The sequence below is a fragment of the Gimesia sp. genome, assembly GCF_048260065.1.
Taxonomy (GTDB): Bacteria; Planctomycetota; Planctomycetia; order Planctomycetales; family Planctomycetaceae; genus Gimesia.
Map to the genome: position 1 here is coordinate 714,191 of NZ_JBLXHC010000001.1, position 16,734 is coordinate 730,924.

A 16,734-nucleotide genomic window follows, 5' to 3' on the forward strand; every position below is an offset into this window, starting at 1 on the left:
TGTTACGGGAGGGCTGGTTTATCTGGAGAAGCCGGGCTGGCTTCCTGTGGATCAAGTAATGAGCCATGTTTTTCAATATGAGTAAACCAGCGGCGTGCTGTGGCCCGTCGTTGTGTCGGTGTTGCGATGGCCGAGTAGTCGACGGTGCGTCCTGTTAACTCGTTGATGTAATTAAAGGCCAATTCGCGAACAGCGACATTGTTGTTCTCCAGCCATTCCACAAGCCGGCCCGAGATAAATCGGTCCTGGGCATCTTCCTGCTGGAATCCCCAGAGCAGGCGTTCCAGGATTTCTGCCATCTGCGGGGAGAACTGGCTTTGCAGAGCTTCATTCAGCAGCTTGCCATTTTCCGGGTCGCGGAGCAGCCAGTTGCGGATGCCGTTAATCGCGGCAATCCGTGATTCGTGGTGATCAACTTCATTGAGGACTTTCACCAGTTCCTGATACCGGTTTGTGAGGGCCAGTGACTTGGTGGCCAGGTCAGACACATTGGGTTTCAGATCTTTGGTGATCGCCGGCATGGTGAGTGAAACGAGCTGACCATCTTTCAGTTCTTTGGCGAAAGCGGCGATTAAACGACGCGAGAGATAGGAGTTGTCTTTGTAATCGGGTTCCACCCAGTGCGGGACACGCAGTGGTTTGGGCCGATCGGAGGGATTGACCAGTCCCTTGGCCCGATCACTGGCTGAGAGAGACATCCAGTGTCCGGCGTCGATGGTCTGGACTTTTCCTTTTCCGTCAGAAAAGCGAATCATGCCCGAATAAACAAACAGAATGCCTGTGTAGCTTTCTGCGTCAGGAATCTGTCCGGGTTTATGGGGCTGAACCGGAACAATTTCAATCCCACAGACACTGTCTCTGGTGACCAGGTCGATGCGCCACAGTTCGTCGTTTACTTTGATGGATAGAACCGGGCCGGCTGCGTCTCGGGCATCGTTCAGGCCACGGGATGCTTCAATGCGAATGCGACCTTCCTGGATCTGGAAGCCCATGTCAGCCGCTTTGTTCTTCCCGGTGTAGGTGACTGCGGTTCCGGGAAGCAGTACGACTTTGCAAAGTGCTTCAGGGATATTGATTCTGGCAGTAAACGGTTCAGGGGAAGCGATGGTGGCCCCTCCCTGAATCGGGCTGACTTTGGACAGGATGACCCAGTCGTTTTTATCTGCCAGTTCGTGTTTTTTATCGACCCGTTCCAGGAAGAAACCGTCTTCCGATTCGATTTGTGCAGCCGGTGCCTGTTCGGCAGCGTCGGCCATTTCGATTTTTGGTGGCGCTGGTGCTGCTGGCTTACTGTTGGCGGTATTCAAAGCAACGGCATTGCTGTCAGTCGGTGTGGGCTGAGCAGGTTCAGTTTTTCCTGATTGTGGTACCGGTTCCGGAGTAGGCGGAATCGGTAATGGTTCTGTTAACGGAGGCGTTGCGGGAACCGGTTTGGTTGTGGATGCTGTTTCGGCGTCTGCAGGTGGGGGAGGATCGAATGCGGGAGGCTTCGAATTCATCGCCACTGCTTCGCCTGCCGGTTCTTTTTTCTCTGGAGTTGGGACAGCAGGTTTCTCGGTCGGTTCTTCATTTTTTTCAGGAGCGGAAGGGGACTTTGGCTCAGTCGCTTTTTCCGGCTGATTGATTGCTGCAGGCGGTCCCAGATCTACTTCCGGGTTTTCTACGGTATTGCTGGCTAATTGAGGCGAATTGTCGCGATTTGAGAACAGATTCGGGAAGAGCGCCTCGTCGCTGAAGAAGAGTCCCGCCCAGACTACGGCTGCCAGAAGGATCAGGAAATATGGTGTCACCCGTTTCCAGAGTGGTTTCGTTTTCAGGTAGTCAGGGATACGTGAAGAGAATGGTTCGGGTTCTTCTGCTGGTATTGTCTGCTGTTTAGCTGGTGTTGGATTTCTGAGTGGTGCTGCAGAAGGATGCGGGGCTGCCTTTGATGAGTCTGGTGTCGAATATTCTGGTAAGGTTGCTGCACCGGCAGAGGCAGCTTCTGTCTGCGGGTTTGTCGCTACAGGTCCCAAAGCATAGATGCGATCTCTGGTGTCCGGGTTGACGGTCGCGGGTTCACCCAGCACCAGCGTTAAAATCTGATGCGTGGCGGCAACTTCAACAAGATTGACATCTGAATTCAGACAGATTTTTTCTACGTCAGCAACGCTTTCTGGTGTGAGGGTGTTGTCCAGATACTCTGCAACAGTATTCGGATCAGGGTTCGAGCCGGGCCCTTCGACTTCAGGAGCTGTCAGGCGGCGTCTGCGCAGGACGTCCTTGATGCGTTCCACCAGGGAAGAAGCGTAGCTGCTTTCATCCAGTTTCTGGCCGATCTCTTTGATTTGAGAAGGTTCGAGAACATCGTCGAGATACGCAATCAGAGTTCGTAGTGTTAAACGCATACAGCACCATTGAGTAATAGAATATCATGGGATGAAACCAGGAAAGTTCGGTTTCTCTACCCATAAATAGTGGGGCTGACGCGTGCTCTCCGTACAAAAAATGTGCAGAAAAATCCAAAAAGAAGAAAAATGACTCACAAATCGATCAGATGTGTGAAGTGCTTGTTCTAATTGGCTTTAGGAGAGCGGGGCAGGTTCTGCAGGGCAGTTTTCTGGTCCGGACCCTGAATGATAATCGGGACATAGAGTTCCGGGAAATCGGGGTCATTGGTTTTGATGACGATCATCCCCTCATGTTTTCCGGGGGGGACCAGGTCTTCCACAATGACTTCGAGTTTCTGTGAGGTGACCCCTTTTTCCAGCTCGCGTTCCGCCAGTTTGACCTGGGCAAATTTAGAAGTGCTTTCCACGCTGGTGATTTCAAAATCCTTACCGCCTCGGAAGTCAGAAACGGTGAGTGGATGAGTTGTTCGACCTGGTGTGAATTGATAGATCACCAGCGCCTTGGGTTTGACGACCAGTCTGCGGACCGGTAATTCCAGTTTAAAAGTCAATCGCGTGGAGCGTTCCTGGGTGTCTTCGTATTTGAAGTCGACGAAGTATTCCTTCTGTCCGGGGGATTCACTGGCTGTTTCCATTTTCAGCTGGAATTCACCCGATTCATTCGGTTGATAGACTTTTTTCTCCAGTCGCGGCTTGAGGCAGCCACAGCTGGGAACGAGCTCTGTGACGGTCACGGTATGTTCGCTCAGATTTTTGAAGCGAAAACGGGCACCGACGACCCGGGTCGTCTCTTTCACCATGCCGGTATTCACCAGGTAAGTTTCAAATGCCAGAGCGGGTTTCTCTTCGGCTGCCAGCGAATCCTGCACGCGAGAGCCTGACCAGTGCGCGAAACTGGCTGTTATGAAAGGGGAGACAGCGAAAGCCAGCAGAATACTGCGGGTCCATTTTGATTTGAAGAGATTATTGCGCATGGCATCCGTGCCCGTAAGAGTGTCTATCGTGTCGTTTTAGCTAACTTTGCGCGTATCATTAACACAATCTGAAAAACAGGACAAGACCGGGTTTCTATCAGTTGCTGTGAGCTGCGAAAGCGCTTAAGTTTCAGCCGGTGAAGAGATTTCGGGTTCTGATTCCGTGTCAGTCGATCCTGATTTCAGGGTGGACATCAGGATCAGGCCGAGCAGCATGATCCCGGCTCCGACCCAGTAGGGGGCTGTAATGCTGCCTGGGATCAGATCTCCTTTGGTTCCCTTAAACAGGATGATGCCGGCGAGGGGGCCTAGAATTCGTGCCAGGGCTGAGATACTCTGGCCGACTCCCAGTACGCCGCCTTGTTCTTCGTCTGAAGTATTCAGCGATAGAAGGGACTGCAGGGAAGGGGTCGTTGCGGAAAATCCAATCACTGAAATGGGGAGCACTGCATACAGCATCGTGTAGGACCCGGAGTTACCGGCAACGCCGATCAGCAGCAGGCCGATGACCATCAGGACGATTCCAATCAGTCCCATGCGATATTCACCCAGTCTGGGAATCAGTCGTCTGACCAGAATTCCCTGGCTGAGAGTTAATATGAAACCAATGTAAGCAAAGATGAAAAAGTTGCTGCGGGCTGCGAAGCCAAGTTCCTGGGTCAGCAGTGAGAGTGTCGATTCAAACTGGGCAAACGCGAAGGTCGTCAGAAAGATCGCCAGCAGGATCAGTCCGATTCGCGGTTGTGTCAAGGCATGGCGAAAGCTGGCGATATCAAACCAGTGATGGCGTTTTGTGAGCGAATCGGATGTTTTTTTCGTCAGGGATTCGGGCAGAATGAAAATCGAGAGCAGGGCGGCAATCCCGGAAAGTATACAGGCAACGTAGCCCGGCGCTGCACTGGGGGTGGCGCCTGTTTCTGCGGAAACAAAGGCAGCGCCAATCAGAGGACCAAAAGTAAATCCGATCCCAAAGGCGGCACCGATCAGGGCCATCCCTTTGCCGCGTTCTTTAGGCCCGGTGATATCCGCGATATAAGCTTGCGCAGTGGGAATTGTGGCGCCAGCGATTCCTGCACCAATTCGCGTAATAAATAACCATGAGAGTGCGTCAATCCCCAGGAACATTCCCGTTTTGCCCAGCGAAGTGGCGAAACCGAACATGCCATAAAAAAATGTGGACCCCAGAAGTCCCAGGATGAGAATCGGGCGACGTCCCACGCGGTCAGAAATCCGGCCCCAGACGGGAGCGAACAGAAACTGCATGGCGGAAAAGGAGGCCATCAACAGGCCGAGTGTGGCACCGCCTGCTTCAAAGTGTTCGCCGTAACGGGGGAGTAACGGTAATACGATTCCAAAACCGAGCAGATCAATAAAGACCGTAACAAAGATGAGAAGCAGACCTGCCTTGCGTCCTTTCGACACGTGGTTCCCCTTTTACAGTGGTTGCGATGACGATTTAAAAAGAAACAATGCCGAGGGGTTTATTCCTCGGCATTGTGGAATCATGATCGAAATTGAGTCTGAATTCAATAGACTGCGATCAGGCCAGTTTGTCAGCAAAATCTGCTTCAGGTGTGGCCGGGTTTTCGGGATCGAACCATTCGGGCTTGAATTCGATGCGAATCTTGTGTTTCATGGCCAGGTTGGAAGTCAATGCCATGATGGCATCGGCCATCGCGACGGTTCCGTTACATTTCAGGCCACCATCTTTAGGCTCGCTGTGATTGTCCGTGCGAATACAATGACAGAAATGTTCCATTTCTTCGGTGTATCCACGGCTGATTTCATCGCCCATGGCTTTGGTTGTGTCTGAAGCGGCAGCCGAAGGTGCTGTCGTTTCATAGGCATCCAGGACCGGTCCGCTTCCATCGCTGGATTTGATAACCCACAGACGCTGATCGGGACCGCCACCACCCGTTGAGGGGCTGGCTTCCTTGAAGAGCAGTGCTTCTTTTTCTGTCTTCATGATCAGAGTACCACGGCTGCCGAGCACGGTTTCGCCGTAAGGCTCCCAGCGGTTGGTGTTGATCGAGGAGTAAGTCACGATACAGATATCGCGGGGATTGGTTTCGGCATCGTAGTGTGGGCCAGGGAATTCAAAGGTGACATAAACGTGGTCATCGATCTCACGATCGTCTTCCTGTTTGTCCTTGGAACCAATGCCTTTGACGCCGTAGAAGTTCTTCCCGCCATATCCCTGGACTGCCAGTGGGTGAACTTTACCCAGGAAGATACTGCAGGCATCCAACTGGTGGCTACCCAGTTCAGCCATCAATCCACCGCCCGTCTTGTTGTACAGACGCCAGTTGATGAGTTCGTCCATGTTGTCGTAACCATACTCTTTGACTGTCTGGGCGAGCGCCTTTTCGTCTTCTTTAGGAACATCTTTCCGCCAGCTGTCTCTTTCAGGAAAGCTGTTGTTGCGGTGCCACTGGGCGCGAATGTGTCGAATGTCACCCAGCAGGCCGGTTTTTACGAGTTGATTTGCGTTGTCATACAGCACGCTGTAGTGGCGTTGATGGCCGACAGCCAGCAGCAGATTCTTTTCTTTAGCTTTCTTGATGAGCTGCTTACATTCCGTGATGTTGTGAGCCATCAGTTTTTCAGAAAGCACATGCAGGCCGGCATCAAGAGCTGCCATGGCGATGGGGGCATGCTGGCTGAGAGGAACCGCGATGACGACTGCTTCCAGGCCCAGCTCATTTTTTGCGGCGATCAGTTTTTTATGATCGTCGAACTGTTTGATTTTGGATGCTTTTTCTTCGCCCAGTTTTTTAATCAGACCAACACGGTGCACATTGCCGTGACCGTGAAATGCTTTCTTGCGGTTCGTGGGACGCAGGTCTGCAATCGCGACGATTTCCATGTAATTTTCGGGGTGCTGCGTGATCAGCACGCTGCCTTCATCCCCTGTGCCGATGAAACCGACTTTGACTGGTTTACCTTTGAGCTCTTCGTATCCAAAATAGGCTGCACCTAATCCGGTACCGGCTGCTGCCGCCGTCGTGAGGAAGTCACGACGTGTAAAAGAGACGGCTTCGTTGAAGTTATCTTTTCCGATTTGTTCCTGTTCGGGAGTCAGATTCATCTTATGATTCTCCTGGTACGCGATGCGTAGCTGTGATCCGTAGAGAGTGATAATTAGTTAATTATAGGCGGGAAACGAGGCGTTTGTTAGATGTACCTTCATTTCTTACGTAAAATGTACTGAATCAGTTGGTTTTGTTTGGCTTGTTTTTTCGACTATGGAAAAAGCGGTAAACCAGACCGTCGATGCCGAACCACGTTCCCGTGGGGAGTGCGGCAATCGCCAGTAAAGCCAGTACTTCAATCATATTCTTATTAATGATAAAACTGTGTTCAGGTCCCGGGACAGGAGGAACTCCCGGCCAGGGAGGCATGACCAGGTAGAACGAGAGCAGCATACCCGCTGAGGCAATCGCTGCGATCCGGGTCCCAAAGCCAATCAGGAGCAGAACGCCCAAAATTGTCAGGCTGTAAATGGTCATCATGTTCACACGATGGATCTGTGTATTTTCGGGGGGAACAGGTCCTGCTGCCAACTGTTCCGGAGTCAGCAGCTGGCTGGCTTCCGATTCCATTTCGTCCTCCATGGCCCGAATGGGATTCACCAGACTGGCTTTCATTCCCTGGATTTCAGCCCAGATTTTATCGAGGTGGTCTACCTTAAAGTCCTGATCTGCCTTGGCAAGCCGCTGCTCGTAGCGATCCAGAGCGACTTTGTATTGCTCGATTTTTCCAGCGCGTTTTCCGTCGATGGTGCCTTCCTGTGCGATATCGATCTGTCCTGCGATTTCCGGGTTGCCTCGCAGTGAAGCCTGCATTTTCTCGACATAGCTGAGTCGGGAAGAACGGGCGTAGACTTTGTCAACAGCCTCGTAGTATTCACGATCAAGTGGAGTCCCGCCCGTTAGTTTGCCATTGGGGCCTTTTTTCACGGGGACCATATTCTGCAGCCGCTGTTTTTCAGCCGGTGTGAGATGTTTTTTTCCATCGACGATTAACCGCTCTTTTTCGGGGTCAAACTTGATGACTTCGCCCAGGCTGCCGTTAAATTCGACGCCGGGAGGCAAGGCGCTCAGTTCTGCAGCGAAATAATCGCTGCCGCTGACCATCTGGTGCAGACGGGATTTCTGAGCGTCGGTCAGGTTGGGGTAGTGGTTCAGGAAACGCTGTTCCCAGCCCAGCCATTTGGCTTTGACCTTGTCTGCATCAAGCCAGTTGAGGTCATTGGGATCGCCGGTCATGTTGCGGAAATGGTCCCGAAACGGTCCTTTCGCATTATTAAGATAGCCGGCGGCCGTCCAGGGACGATTGGAGCTGAGCGTGTCAATCTTCCAGAGGCCTTCATAAAGCAACTGCCAGCCAATACTGAGACGTAAAACGACGATGAACAGGATTGCAATCCCTGTTATTTTCTTTAAATCTTGCACTCGTGAACCCTCTTTTTTTCAGGGGATTTCAATTTCGTTAATCTGATTCTGTGTGACTGTTTTGACGTGATCAAATCCTCAAAAGGATTGATCGTCTGTGGTTCGTACCCTGGCGTTGATACTTCCTGGAAGAACATGAATTCAGAGTCGGGTGACTCAAATTCAGCCGTCTTACCGTTTTCAATTATGCAAATCACTATTGAAAAACGTGCGTTCTACGAACCTGTTCTTCAAAGAATCCTTTATAGCGACAAATCATTGTGACAACAATTGGTCGCGATCCAGGAACAGAAACTCATTGGGAATTCCTCGAATTACCGGGCTGAGTTTTCTGCCTTGGGCAGGGGGGGGAATTAAAATCGTACCGACCTGAGTATGCTTCTCGCAATACTCCAGAGCCTTTTCGATGCCGATTACGTAAAAAGCAGTGGAAAGCGCGTCCGCCAGAGCAGCATCAGGGGCAATAACCGTTACAGACAGTAATTCCGAGACAGGCCAACCTGTTCGTGGGTCAAGAATATGTCCGTAACGCTGTCCCTGATGTCGAAAATGCTGTACTGAAGAACCGCTGGTCGACATGGCACAATCCTGCAGCAGAATGGTGCCCAGTCGCTGGCTGGTGAAGAGCGGGTTTTTGATGCCCACGGGCCAGCCTGGCAGTTCGTTGTGTGTGCCTGTCGCAAGAATACTGCTGAAACCGCCATAAAACAGCCAGTTTTCCTGTTCTTCTGACTTCAGGAACTGACCGGCGAGGTCCAGGGCATAGCCTTTGCCGATGCCTCCGAGATTCAGTTCATTCTCCGGGGATTTATATTGGATCGTTTTGGCATCCTGATCGAACAGAAACTGATCGATGCCGGTATGCTGCAGGCAGTCGTCAATTTCCTGCTGAGTTGGCAGGCGTCCAGACAGTCGGCTTTCCCGCCACAATGCGATGAGAGGTCCCGAGGATGGATCGAAGCCCCCCTCGGTGTCGATGCAGATCTGGCGGGAGCGGTCGAGAATCTCGAACAGGCGGGGATCCATACTGACAGGGCCGTCTGCTGCTGCAGCATTGACTCGCGACATCTCGCTGGTGCTGCGGTAGACCGTCATGAGTTGTTCGTACTCATGAATCAGGTCGAGCGCATCAGAAGCACGCATGACCTGCTGGCTGGGCCCCGGATTCATGACCATCGCGAATTCCGTTGCCATCGCCCGGGTACTCAGGCGAATGGTGGAACCACCTGCAGGTGCAGCGAATTCTTCTGTTGCCTGATTGAGATAATCGGCCAGATCGTTGCCGGAATTCTCAATCGCCTGTTTCAGGATGCGTCCTGTCAGGAAATCGCGACGATTGCTGTTCGTTTTGTTCTCAGGCATGGGAGCACATTTGAATTTGAGTCAACGTTTGCCTGATTCGAGCAGAGCTCGCTCCCCTTTGTAATCGCAGAGGAGCGACTGTGTCCGGTGCTCAGGCAAATGAGGTGAAGTAAGGAACGTCAGCAGCCCGCTCTTTGATTTCGGAAGTGCTTTTCAGCAGTTGCGCTAAAAAGTCATAAGTCCCTGAAGTCAGAGCAGCGCGTGCATTGTCAGGCAGGGTGCAGTCAAACTGCTGATCGCCACAGGTGATTTTCATGGTCAGCAGATCAACGGAGATTTCCTGCTTGGGATTCTCTTTAATCGCTTTGTCTAATGCTTCGAGGCTCTGGCGACTGGCACAGACGGCGGGTACGCCGAGGGAAGTGCAGTTGCCGAAAAAGATTTCTGCATAGGATTCCGCAATAATCGCCTGGATGCCCCAGCGGATCAGTGACTGCGGTGCATGCTCGCGCGAGGAGCCACAACCAAAATTACGGCCTCCCACGAGGATAGAAGCCTCCTGATATTCTGGTTTGTCGAAGGGGTGATCCGGGTCCTGGATGCGGTCGTCTTCGAACGCATGTTCGCCGAGGCCTTCGAATGTGACACAGCGTAAAAAGCGAGCGGGGATGATCCGGTCGGTGTCGATGTCGTCCAGTAAGAGTGGGATTCCGGTACCCGTGATGGTTTCTACTTTATTCATGATTCTGTTCTTTATGATCTATGCAATCGAGTTGATTTATTGAGTGATACCAGCGATCAATCAGACAGTCGCGGGGCTGAGCAGTTCCCGAACATCGGTGACACAACCATTAATGGCTGCGGCTGCGACCATGGTCGGGCTCATTAACAGCGTACGGCCGGTTGGGCTCCCCTGGCGACCTTTGAAGTTCCGGTTGCTGGATGAAGCACAGAGTTCGTTTCCGACCAGTTTGTCCGGGTTCATCGCCAGGCACATTGAGCAACCTGCTTCACGCCATTCAAAGCCGGCATCGGAAAAGATTTTGTCCAGACCTTCTTCAATTGCCTGCTTGCGGACCAACTGTGATCCGGGAACAACCAGTGCTCGAACATGTTCGGCAACATGACGTCCTTCGACGACTTTCGCTGCTTCTCGCAGGTCGGAAATTCGGGAGTTGGTACAGGAGCCGATAAAGGCGACATCGATTTTTTGTCCCTTGATGGGCTGGTTTTCTTCCAGTTCCATGTAGCGGAACGCTTCTTTAATCAGCGTCTGCTCATCAGCGGGGTAGCTGGAAATGGGGGCCAGTTTTTCAGAAACGCCGACCGATTGTGCCGGAGTAATGCCCCAGGTGACGGTGGGTTCGATGTCGGCGGCATCAAATTCCACGACATCATCAAATTTGGCATCCGGTCCGGAAGCCAGGCTGAGCCACCATTCAGCGGCTTTATCAAAGGCGGCTCCCTGTGGGGCGAACGGACGACCTTTCAGGTAATCGACTGTTGTCTGGTCGGGATTGATGTATCCGCAACGGGCTCCCCCTTCGATACTCATGTTACAGACAGTCATGCGCTCTTCCATCGACATGCGATCAAACACATCTCCTGCATATTCATAGGCATAACCCACGCCCCCCTGGACGCCCAGCTTGCGAATGATATACAGCGTCACGTCTTTGGCAGTCACGCCGGGACCCAGTTCGCCGTTCACAACAACCTGGCGGACTTTAGGTCGTCCGAGTGCCATCGTCTGGGTGGCCAGTACGTGTGCGACCTGGCTGGTTCCGATTCCCAGAGCAATCGAACCGAAGGCACCGTGGGTGCTGGTGTGGCTGTCGCCGCAGACAATCGTCATGCCGGGCTGTGTGAGCCCCTGCTCAGGTCCGACGACGTGTACGATACCCTGACGGCTGTCGTTAACGTCCAGCAGGGTCACCCCAAACTCGACACAGTTCTTTTCGATGGCGGTCATCATTTCTTCTGCCAGCAGATCGGCGAAGGGACGTGCCTGATTCTGGGTGGGGACAATGTGGTCCACGGTGGCGATCGTGCGTTCAGGAAAGAGAACTTTCAGGCCCCGGTCACGCAGCATTTCAAATGCTTGCGGGCTGGTGACTTCATGGATCAGGTGTAAGCCGATCAGCAGCTGATCCTGTCCCGATTCAAGAGTCTTGACGCAGTGTAAATCCCAGACTTTATCGAACAGATTTTTTGTATTACTCATCTTTTTTCTTTGTTTCGTTCAACTCAAATAGAGAATGACAGAGGGAAAACAGGCTTTGAATGCAGACGAAAACCGGCGTGTTCCCCGTTGACACGCTGGAAGCGGTTTGGTTCTTCATGGACCCATGATCACACGAAGTGCCAGATCAGAAAACGTGATCAGAAACCTTACACAAAACAAGGACGAAATATAAGGTTTCCGAGCCTGACAAATCCAAAAATCTCCCGCCAGGCGGGTGGAAATCACAGTTAAACCAAAGAATCCTGTGTTCCTGCCGGGAGTGGAATAGTGACATTATTGCAGGTTTGTCCGCTTTCTCTACTACATTGTAGGAATTTTGCAGAGTAAATGGGACAAGAATTTTAAAAAGGTGTGCTGGAACCGTTGTGTATTGTTCAGGCAGTTTTTAAACTCCACGGCTTGATGCAAGTTATTGCCTCACCATAACTTTGAGAACACTGACAATGACCGGGGAGCAGGCGGCATGCCTTAACTTACTGTTGTTGTTCGGCTTACGTTCTGGGTTTGCGCTCAGGTTCTATCATAGTTGAGCTGCGGTGAAGCAGGTTTGTCTGGCATCCCCAATGGAAAAATAAATTCGATTTTAGTTCTTAACGGTCTGGTTTTGTAACGTGTTTGAAGGTTTAACTTCCAATCTGAAAAGTGCACTCAGCGGTCTTGCCCGTGGTGGGAAACTCACCGAAGGCAATATCAAGGACGGACTGCGCGAAGTCAGACAGGCACTGCTGGAAGCAGACGTTAATTACGAGATCGCCACCAGCTTCATTGAACGGGTTACCGAGCAGGCGGTTGGTGAAAAAGTTCTCAAATCGATTCGACCCGATGAGCAGATCGTCGGTATTGTCCATCAGGAACTGATCAACCTGATGGGGCCTGTTGAGCCCGGTTTTAAATTCCGGCCCTCAGGGATTACCGTGATTATGATGTGCGGTCTGCAGGGGTCGGGTAAAACGACCACCTGTGGTAAGCTGGCCCGCCTGCTGAAAGAGCAGGGACGCAAGCCGATGCTGGTCGCCGCTGACTTGCAGCGTCCCGCGGCGATTGAGCAGTTGAAAGTGATTGCCGGTCAGGTCGACGTTCCCGTCCATGCGGAAGCACCGGATGGCAATAATGCGGTAAAAGTCTGTCAGAACGGATTGAATCAGGCGAAAAAACTGGGCAATGTTGATACCGTCATCCTGGACACCGCCGGTCGTCTGCACGTTGACGCTGACCTGATGAAAGAACTGGAGCAGATTGAACGCAAGCTCCAGCCTGACCAGGTGATTTTTGCCTGTGATGCGATGACCGGGCAGGACGCTGTCAACAGTGCGAAAGCATTCAATGAAGCTCTGGAACTGGATGGCGTCATCCTGACCAAGCTGGACGGTGACACGCGTGGCGGGGCTGCGTTGAGTGTCAAAGAAGTAACCGGCGTGCCGATCAAGTTTATCGGTGTCGGCGAAGCTCTGGACCGTCTGGAGCAGTTCCACCCTGACCGGATGGCAGGCCGTATCCTGGGGATGGGCGATGTCGTCTCCCTGGTGGAAAAAGCGCAGGAACAGTTTAATGAAGAGGAAGCCGCCGATCTGCAGAATCGGATGGCTGCCGGAAAATTCAGTCTGAATGACTTCCAGAAGCAGATGGCAACCATCCGCAAAATGGGGCCGATGCGGGAGATCATGAAAATGATTCCCGGTATGGGCGGTCTGATGGATACGAATCCGGATGTCGATCCTGGTTCCGAAATGAAGCGGATCGACGCGATCATCAGTTCGATGACCCCGGCAGAACGGGAAGACCCCAGTCTGATCGACCACAGTCGTCGTCGCCGTATCGCGATGGGGAGTGGATCGAACCCCGCGGATATCAGTCGTCTGGTGAAAGATTTCAACAACATGGCGGGCATGATGCAGAAAATGGCCGGCATGGGCATGCGTGACAAGATGAAAGCCATGCGAGAACTTTCGTCGGGTGCCATGATGGACCCGATGGGAGGCATGAACAAGAAAAAAGAACGCAGCAAGCGGGGGGGTGATCCTCTGAAGCTGCGGGAGAAAAAGAAAAAAGATCGTAAAAACAAGAAGAAGCAGCGAAAGAAAAACCGTTAGTCGGACTGACGGTGTTTGCTGTTTTTGACTGAGCGTCTATCGCTATATTTTGTATCTTCCATAAGATAAGAGTTTGTTTCCTAAAGGAGAATTTAGTGGCAGTTCGTATTCGTATGAAGAGAATGGGACGTAAGCATCGCCCCTTCTATCGTATTTGTGTAATGGATTCACGCAAACAGCGTGATGGAGAAGCAATTGAAGAAATCGGAACCTACGACACTTCGGTTGCCGACAAGTCAAAACGCGTTGAAATCAATATGGAGCGCGTTGACTACTGGATGTCAGTGGGTGCCAAGCCATCTGAAAACGTGGCCACACTGATCAAGAAGGTCAAGAAAAACAAATTTGGTACAGCGGCTGCTCCTGCACCTCTGACTGCTCCGAAAGAACCAGCTCCCGAGCCGGAACCAGAAGAAGTATCAGCAGAAGCAACCGAAGCCGGTTCAGAAGAAGCTGCTGCCGAAGAAACTCCCTCGGAAGAGTAATTGTCCGAGTTGTTTTGAAACAGTTACGCTCTGAGAGAGCATTATGCGATTCGATATTCTGACTTTGTTTCCCGAACTGTTTGACAGCTATCTGGAGCAGGGCCTGCTGAAACGGGCCATCCAGAATCAACTGGTTGAGATTCAGCGTTGGAATTTTCGAGACTGGGCCACAGACAAACATGCCTCGGTAGATGACCGCCCTTATGGTGGTGGACCGGGAATGCTGATTGGCTGTGACACGGTGTTTCAATGTGTAGAGCATGTTCGGGAAGTTGTTCCTGAGCCTGGTAAACTGATCATGTTAACCCCCCAGGGGCGGACATTGAATCAGAGTCTGGCGCAGGAATTATCGAACGAACGACAACTGACTTTACTTTGTGGAAGATACGAAGGGTTCGACGAACGAATCCGCATTGGTCTTGAGCCAATGGAAATATCGGCAGGCGACTTCATTACCAATGGAGGGGAAGTGCCGGCCATGTTGATTATTGAGACCGTGATCCGGTTAATTCCGGGAGTACTGGGTGATGAAAGCAGTGCCAAATACGATTCCTTTTCGGAATCAGGCCTGTTGGAATATCCGCAGTACACGCGGCCTCAAAACTTTCGTGGAATGGAAGTTCCGGAAGTATTGTTAAGTGGAAACCATCAGGAAATAGCCCGCTGGCGTCATGAGCAGAGCGTGTTGCGAACTCGTGAACGACGCAGCGATCTGTTAACTGAATCGGAATCAAATTCAACTTAAACCAGATATTGTAAACAGTGCATCAGAGGTGTCCTGGTCAGGGCTCCAGAGAATGTACCAAGAGGACTTTGAGTCATGCAGGAATTATTGAAAAAAGTAGAAGCATCCAGCCTTCGCGAAGAGCCACTTCAGTTTGAAATCGGCGACACCGTTGATGTGCATACACGAATCCAGGAAGGTGACAAAGAGCGCATCCAGATTTTCAGTGGCGTAATTATCGCCCGTCGGGGTGGTGGAACACGTGAAAACTTCACCGTTCGTCGCATCGTTGCCGGTGAAGGGGTGGAACGAATTTTCCCCGTGAATTCCCCCAAGATCGCCAAGCTGGAAATCAAACGACATGGCCGCGTCCGTCGCGCCAAGTTGTACTACCTGCGTGATCGCGTTGGTAAGGCAACCCGTCTGGTCGAACGCCGCGCTAAAGTTAAAGACTCAGAGTAATATCGAAAACGCAACAGGAGCACTGAGATTGTTTCAGTGCTCCTGCATCAGCTGTCCGATATACTCTTAGCATGGGACGGCTTTACCCCGGTTGGCGGTATTCGCGTATGGCTGGAAAATGGCTTAGTCGATTACTGGGAGACAAAGGCGAACGGGCTGCCGTTCGCTTTCTGAAACAACTGGGTTATTCGATCATTGCCCGGCAATACCGCACGGAACAGGGGGAAATCGATGTGATTGCCCTCGATGGTGAGACGGTCGTCTTTATCGAAGTCAAAACCCGCAAGAGCGATGCGAAAGGCCAGCCTTTTGAGGCGGTAACGTTGCAGAAGCAGAAACAACTGACCCGTCTGGCAGGTGTCTTTCTGAAAAAACAGCAGCTTTTAACGCAGCCGGCCCGGTTTGATGTGATCTCAATACTCTGGAGCGCTGGACAGTCGCAACCGGAAATCCAGCATTTTCAGAATGCGTTTGCCCCTTCTGGTGAGTTCCAGTTCTATACGTGATCTCGCAGGATTGTAATCTGCTCTCGATCCTTCTACATTGGCTCTGTCCCTGGTGACAGGTGCGTTTTCAGCGATGCGGTAGGAAGCTGTCGAAAGCTGATGTTACAGGGATGACGGCTGCGGTCTGGCAGTTCGTTCTGGTCGATTGAGAAACTGTTTGCAAATGAAGGAGTCGAGAATGTCTGTTGAACAAAAAGCGGCTGAGTTAGGTCTGGTCTTTGAACCAATTGAACCAGGATATCTGAATCTGTGCATTCGCAGCGGTAATCTGCTGATGACATCGGGACATGTCAGCGATCAGAAGGGAAAGCTGGGCGAGAATGTTTCTGTGGAAGAAGGTCAGGCTGCAGCCCGCGATTGTGCAATCAAGATTCTGCGTTCCGTCCGCGATGAACATGGCAGTCTGGATGGTTTGAAGGTCGTCAAACTGCTGGGCTGTGTGAACTCGACTCCTGACTTCACTGATCAGCACCTGGTGATTAACGGTGCTTCCGATCTGTTCCACGAACTGTACGGCAAAACCGGAGACGGCTATCATGCCCGCAGTGCCCTGGGATTCGCTGCATTGCCAACGGGTGTTGCCGTGGAGATTGAGGCGGTTTTTGAGATCAAAGATGCCTGAAAAGATCGGGAGAATGCCGGTCAGGGAGTTCAGCGACTTTAAATCGGAAGTATCAGAGAAATCAGCTTTTCTGGAAAATCGCTTGACAAACTGAACAGCAAAGTGTGTAATACATACCGATTGGTATCACTCAGATACTAGATATAGTTGAAGGGGACCTCAATTATGTTAGTAGATCTGAGCTGATTTCACTCGAACCTGTGAAAAGGATTTCCAACCTGAAAACGGGAGTTTAACTCTCACCACACCTTGCTTTTAAAGCACCTTCCTTAGCTCTGCGGGCTCAGTCCGGAGCAATGTCTTGTCCCCGGTGACATCTGGGCCTCTAAACGGTTATTGTCATATAACTTGTTTAATCATTAGAGCTTATGTGTTTTATTTCAAGGGTTTGAGATCACTCTCAGATTTCAGGTAGGCTTTTTCCGATATAGATAGATAGAGAAGGAACTCGTAGAAGCTGAAAAAGTAACTCCCAGAGTA

14 protein-coding genes are annotated in these 16,734 nt (G+C 51.5%); 6 read left to right on the forward strand and 8 right to left on the reverse strand.

What is annotated here, in order from left to right; translation table 11 throughout:
* Window positions 1-2: 2 nt before the first annotated feature.
* The 8 genes from ACN0YN_RS02505 to leuC form a co-directional block, all read right to left on the reverse strand.
* On the reverse strand, window positions 3-2,387 hold the full coding sequence (locus tag ACN0YN_RS02505) for a hypothetical protein (protein WP_417383400.1): 2,385 nt from the start codon (window positions 2,385-2,387) through the stop codon (window positions 3-5).
* A gap of 167 nt (window positions 2,388-2,554) precedes the next feature.
* On the reverse strand, window positions 2,555-3,364 hold the full coding sequence (locus tag ACN0YN_RS02510; RefSeq protein ID WP_417383401.1) for a DUF1573 domain-containing protein: 810 nt from the start codon (window positions 3,362-3,364) through the stop codon (window positions 2,555-2,557).
* Between the two features lie 123 nt (window positions 3,365-3,487).
* Complete coding sequence (locus tag ACN0YN_RS02515) at window positions 3,488-4,786, reverse strand: MFS transporter (RefSeq protein WP_417383402.1); 1,299 nt, start codon at window positions 4,784-4,786, stop codon at window positions 3,488-3,490.
* 118 nt (window positions 4,787-4,904) lie between these two features.
* Complete coding sequence (locus ACN0YN_RS02520) at window positions 4,905-6,452, reverse strand: Gfo/Idh/MocA family protein (protein ID WP_417383403.1); 1,548 nt, start codon at window positions 6,450-6,452, stop codon at window positions 4,905-4,907.
* A gap of 124 nt (window positions 6,453-6,576) precedes the next feature.
* Window positions 6,577-7,818, reverse strand: a complete 1,242-nt coding sequence (locus tag ACN0YN_RS02525; protein ID WP_417383404.1) for a hypothetical protein — start codon at window positions 7,816-7,818, stop codon at window positions 6,577-6,579.
* A gap of 255 nt (window positions 7,819-8,073) precedes the next feature.
* Window positions 8,074-9,180, reverse strand: coding sequence for an FAD:protein FMN transferase (locus tag ACN0YN_RS02530; RefSeq protein WP_417383405.1), 1,107 nt, complete (start codon window positions 9,178-9,180; stop codon window positions 8,074-8,076).
* A 91-nt stretch (window positions 9,181-9,271) separates the two neighbouring features.
* The gene (gene leuD / locus ACN0YN_RS02535; RefSeq protein WP_417383406.1) at window positions 9,272-9,862 is read right to left on the reverse strand and encodes a 3-isopropylmalate dehydratase small subunit; all 591 of its coding nucleotides are present in this window, start codon (window positions 9,860-9,862) and stop codon (window positions 9,272-9,274) included.
* 60 nt (window positions 9,863-9,922) lie between these two features.
* Complete coding sequence (gene leuC / locus ACN0YN_RS02540; RefSeq protein WP_417383407.1) at window positions 9,923-11,344, reverse strand: 3-isopropylmalate dehydratase large subunit; 1,422 nt, start codon at window positions 11,342-11,344, stop codon at window positions 9,923-9,925.
* A 632-nt stretch (window positions 11,345-11,976) separates the two neighbouring features.
* On the opposite strand from leuC, the gene ffh reads away from it, so the two are divergent.
* From ffh to ACN0YN_RS02570, 6 genes are all read left to right on the forward strand, one after another.
* Window positions 11,977-13,455, forward strand: coding sequence for a signal recognition particle protein (ffh, locus tag ACN0YN_RS02545; protein WP_417383408.1), 1,479 nt, complete (start codon window positions 11,977-11,979; stop codon window positions 13,453-13,455).
* 95 nt (window positions 13,456-13,550) lie between these two features.
* The gene (gene rpsP / locus ACN0YN_RS02550; protein WP_417383409.1) at window positions 13,551-13,940 is read left to right on the forward strand and encodes a 30S ribosomal protein S16; all 390 of its coding nucleotides are present in this window, start codon (window positions 13,551-13,553) and stop codon (window positions 13,938-13,940) included.
* A gap of 43 nt (window positions 13,941-13,983) precedes the next feature.
* Entirely contained in the window at window positions 13,984-14,685 is a 702-nt protein-coding gene (trmD, locus tag ACN0YN_RS02555) for a tRNA (guanosine(37)-N1)-methyltransferase TrmD (RefSeq protein ID WP_417383410.1), read from the forward strand.
* A gap of 75 nt (window positions 14,686-14,760) precedes the next feature.
* Window positions 14,761-15,126 (forward strand): 50S ribosomal protein L19, encoded by a 366-nt coding sequence (gene rplS / locus ACN0YN_RS02560; protein WP_417383411.1) that lies wholly within the window; start codon window positions 14,761-14,763, stop codon window positions 15,124-15,126.
* A gap of 107 nt (window positions 15,127-15,233) precedes the next feature.
* The gene (locus ACN0YN_RS02565) at window positions 15,234-15,632 is read left to right on the forward strand and encodes a YraN family protein (protein ID WP_417383412.1); all 399 of its coding nucleotides are present in this window, start codon (window positions 15,234-15,236) and stop codon (window positions 15,630-15,632) included.
* A 178-nt stretch (window positions 15,633-15,810) separates the two neighbouring features.
* Entirely contained in the window at window positions 15,811-16,254 is a 444-nt protein-coding gene (locus tag ACN0YN_RS02570; protein ID WP_417383413.1) for a RidA family protein, read from the forward strand.
* Window positions 16,255-16,734 lie beyond the last annotated feature (480 nt).

What these genes read in the sequence shown, in the direction of transcription:
- ACN0YN_RS02505 (WP_417383400.1), bottom strand. Translation starts at nt 2,387, where the DNA reads ATGCGTTTAACACTACGAACTCTGATTGCGTATCTCGACGATGTTCTC.
- ACN0YN_RS02510 (WP_417383401.1), bottom strand. Translation starts at nt 3,364, where the DNA reads ATGCGCAATAATCTCTTCAAATCAAAATGGACCCGCAGTATTCTGCTG.
- ACN0YN_RS02520 (WP_417383403.1), bottom strand. Translation starts at nt 6,452, where the DNA reads ATGAATCTGACTCCCGAACAGGAACAAATCGGAAAAGATAACTTCAAC.
- ACN0YN_RS02530 (WP_417383405.1), bottom strand. Translation starts at nt 9,180, where the DNA reads ATGCCTGAGAACAAAACGAACAGCAATCGTCGCGATTTCCTGACAGGA.
- leuD (WP_417383406.1), bottom strand. Translation starts at nt 9,862, where the DNA reads ATGAATAAAGTAGAAACCATCACGGGTACCGGAATCCCACTCTTACTG.
- leuC (WP_417383407.1), bottom strand. Translation starts at nt 11,344, where the DNA reads ATGAGTAATACAAAAAATCTGTTCGATAAAGTCTGGGATTTACACTGC.
- trmD (WP_417383410.1), top strand. Translation starts at nt 13,984, where the DNA reads ATGCGATTCGATATTCTGACTTTGTTTCCCGAACTGTTTGACAGCTAT.
- rplS (WP_417383411.1), top strand. Translation starts at nt 14,761, where the DNA reads ATGCAGGAATTATTGAAAAAAGTAGAAGCATCCAGCCTTCGCGAAGAG.
- ACN0YN_RS02565 (WP_417383412.1), top strand. Translation starts at nt 15,234, where the DNA reads ATGGCTGGAAAATGGCTTAGTCGATTACTGGGAGACAAAGGCGAACGG.
- ACN0YN_RS02570 (WP_417383413.1), top strand. Translation starts at nt 15,811, where the DNA reads ATGTCTGTTGAACAAAAAGCGGCTGAGTTAGGTCTGGTCTTTGAACCA.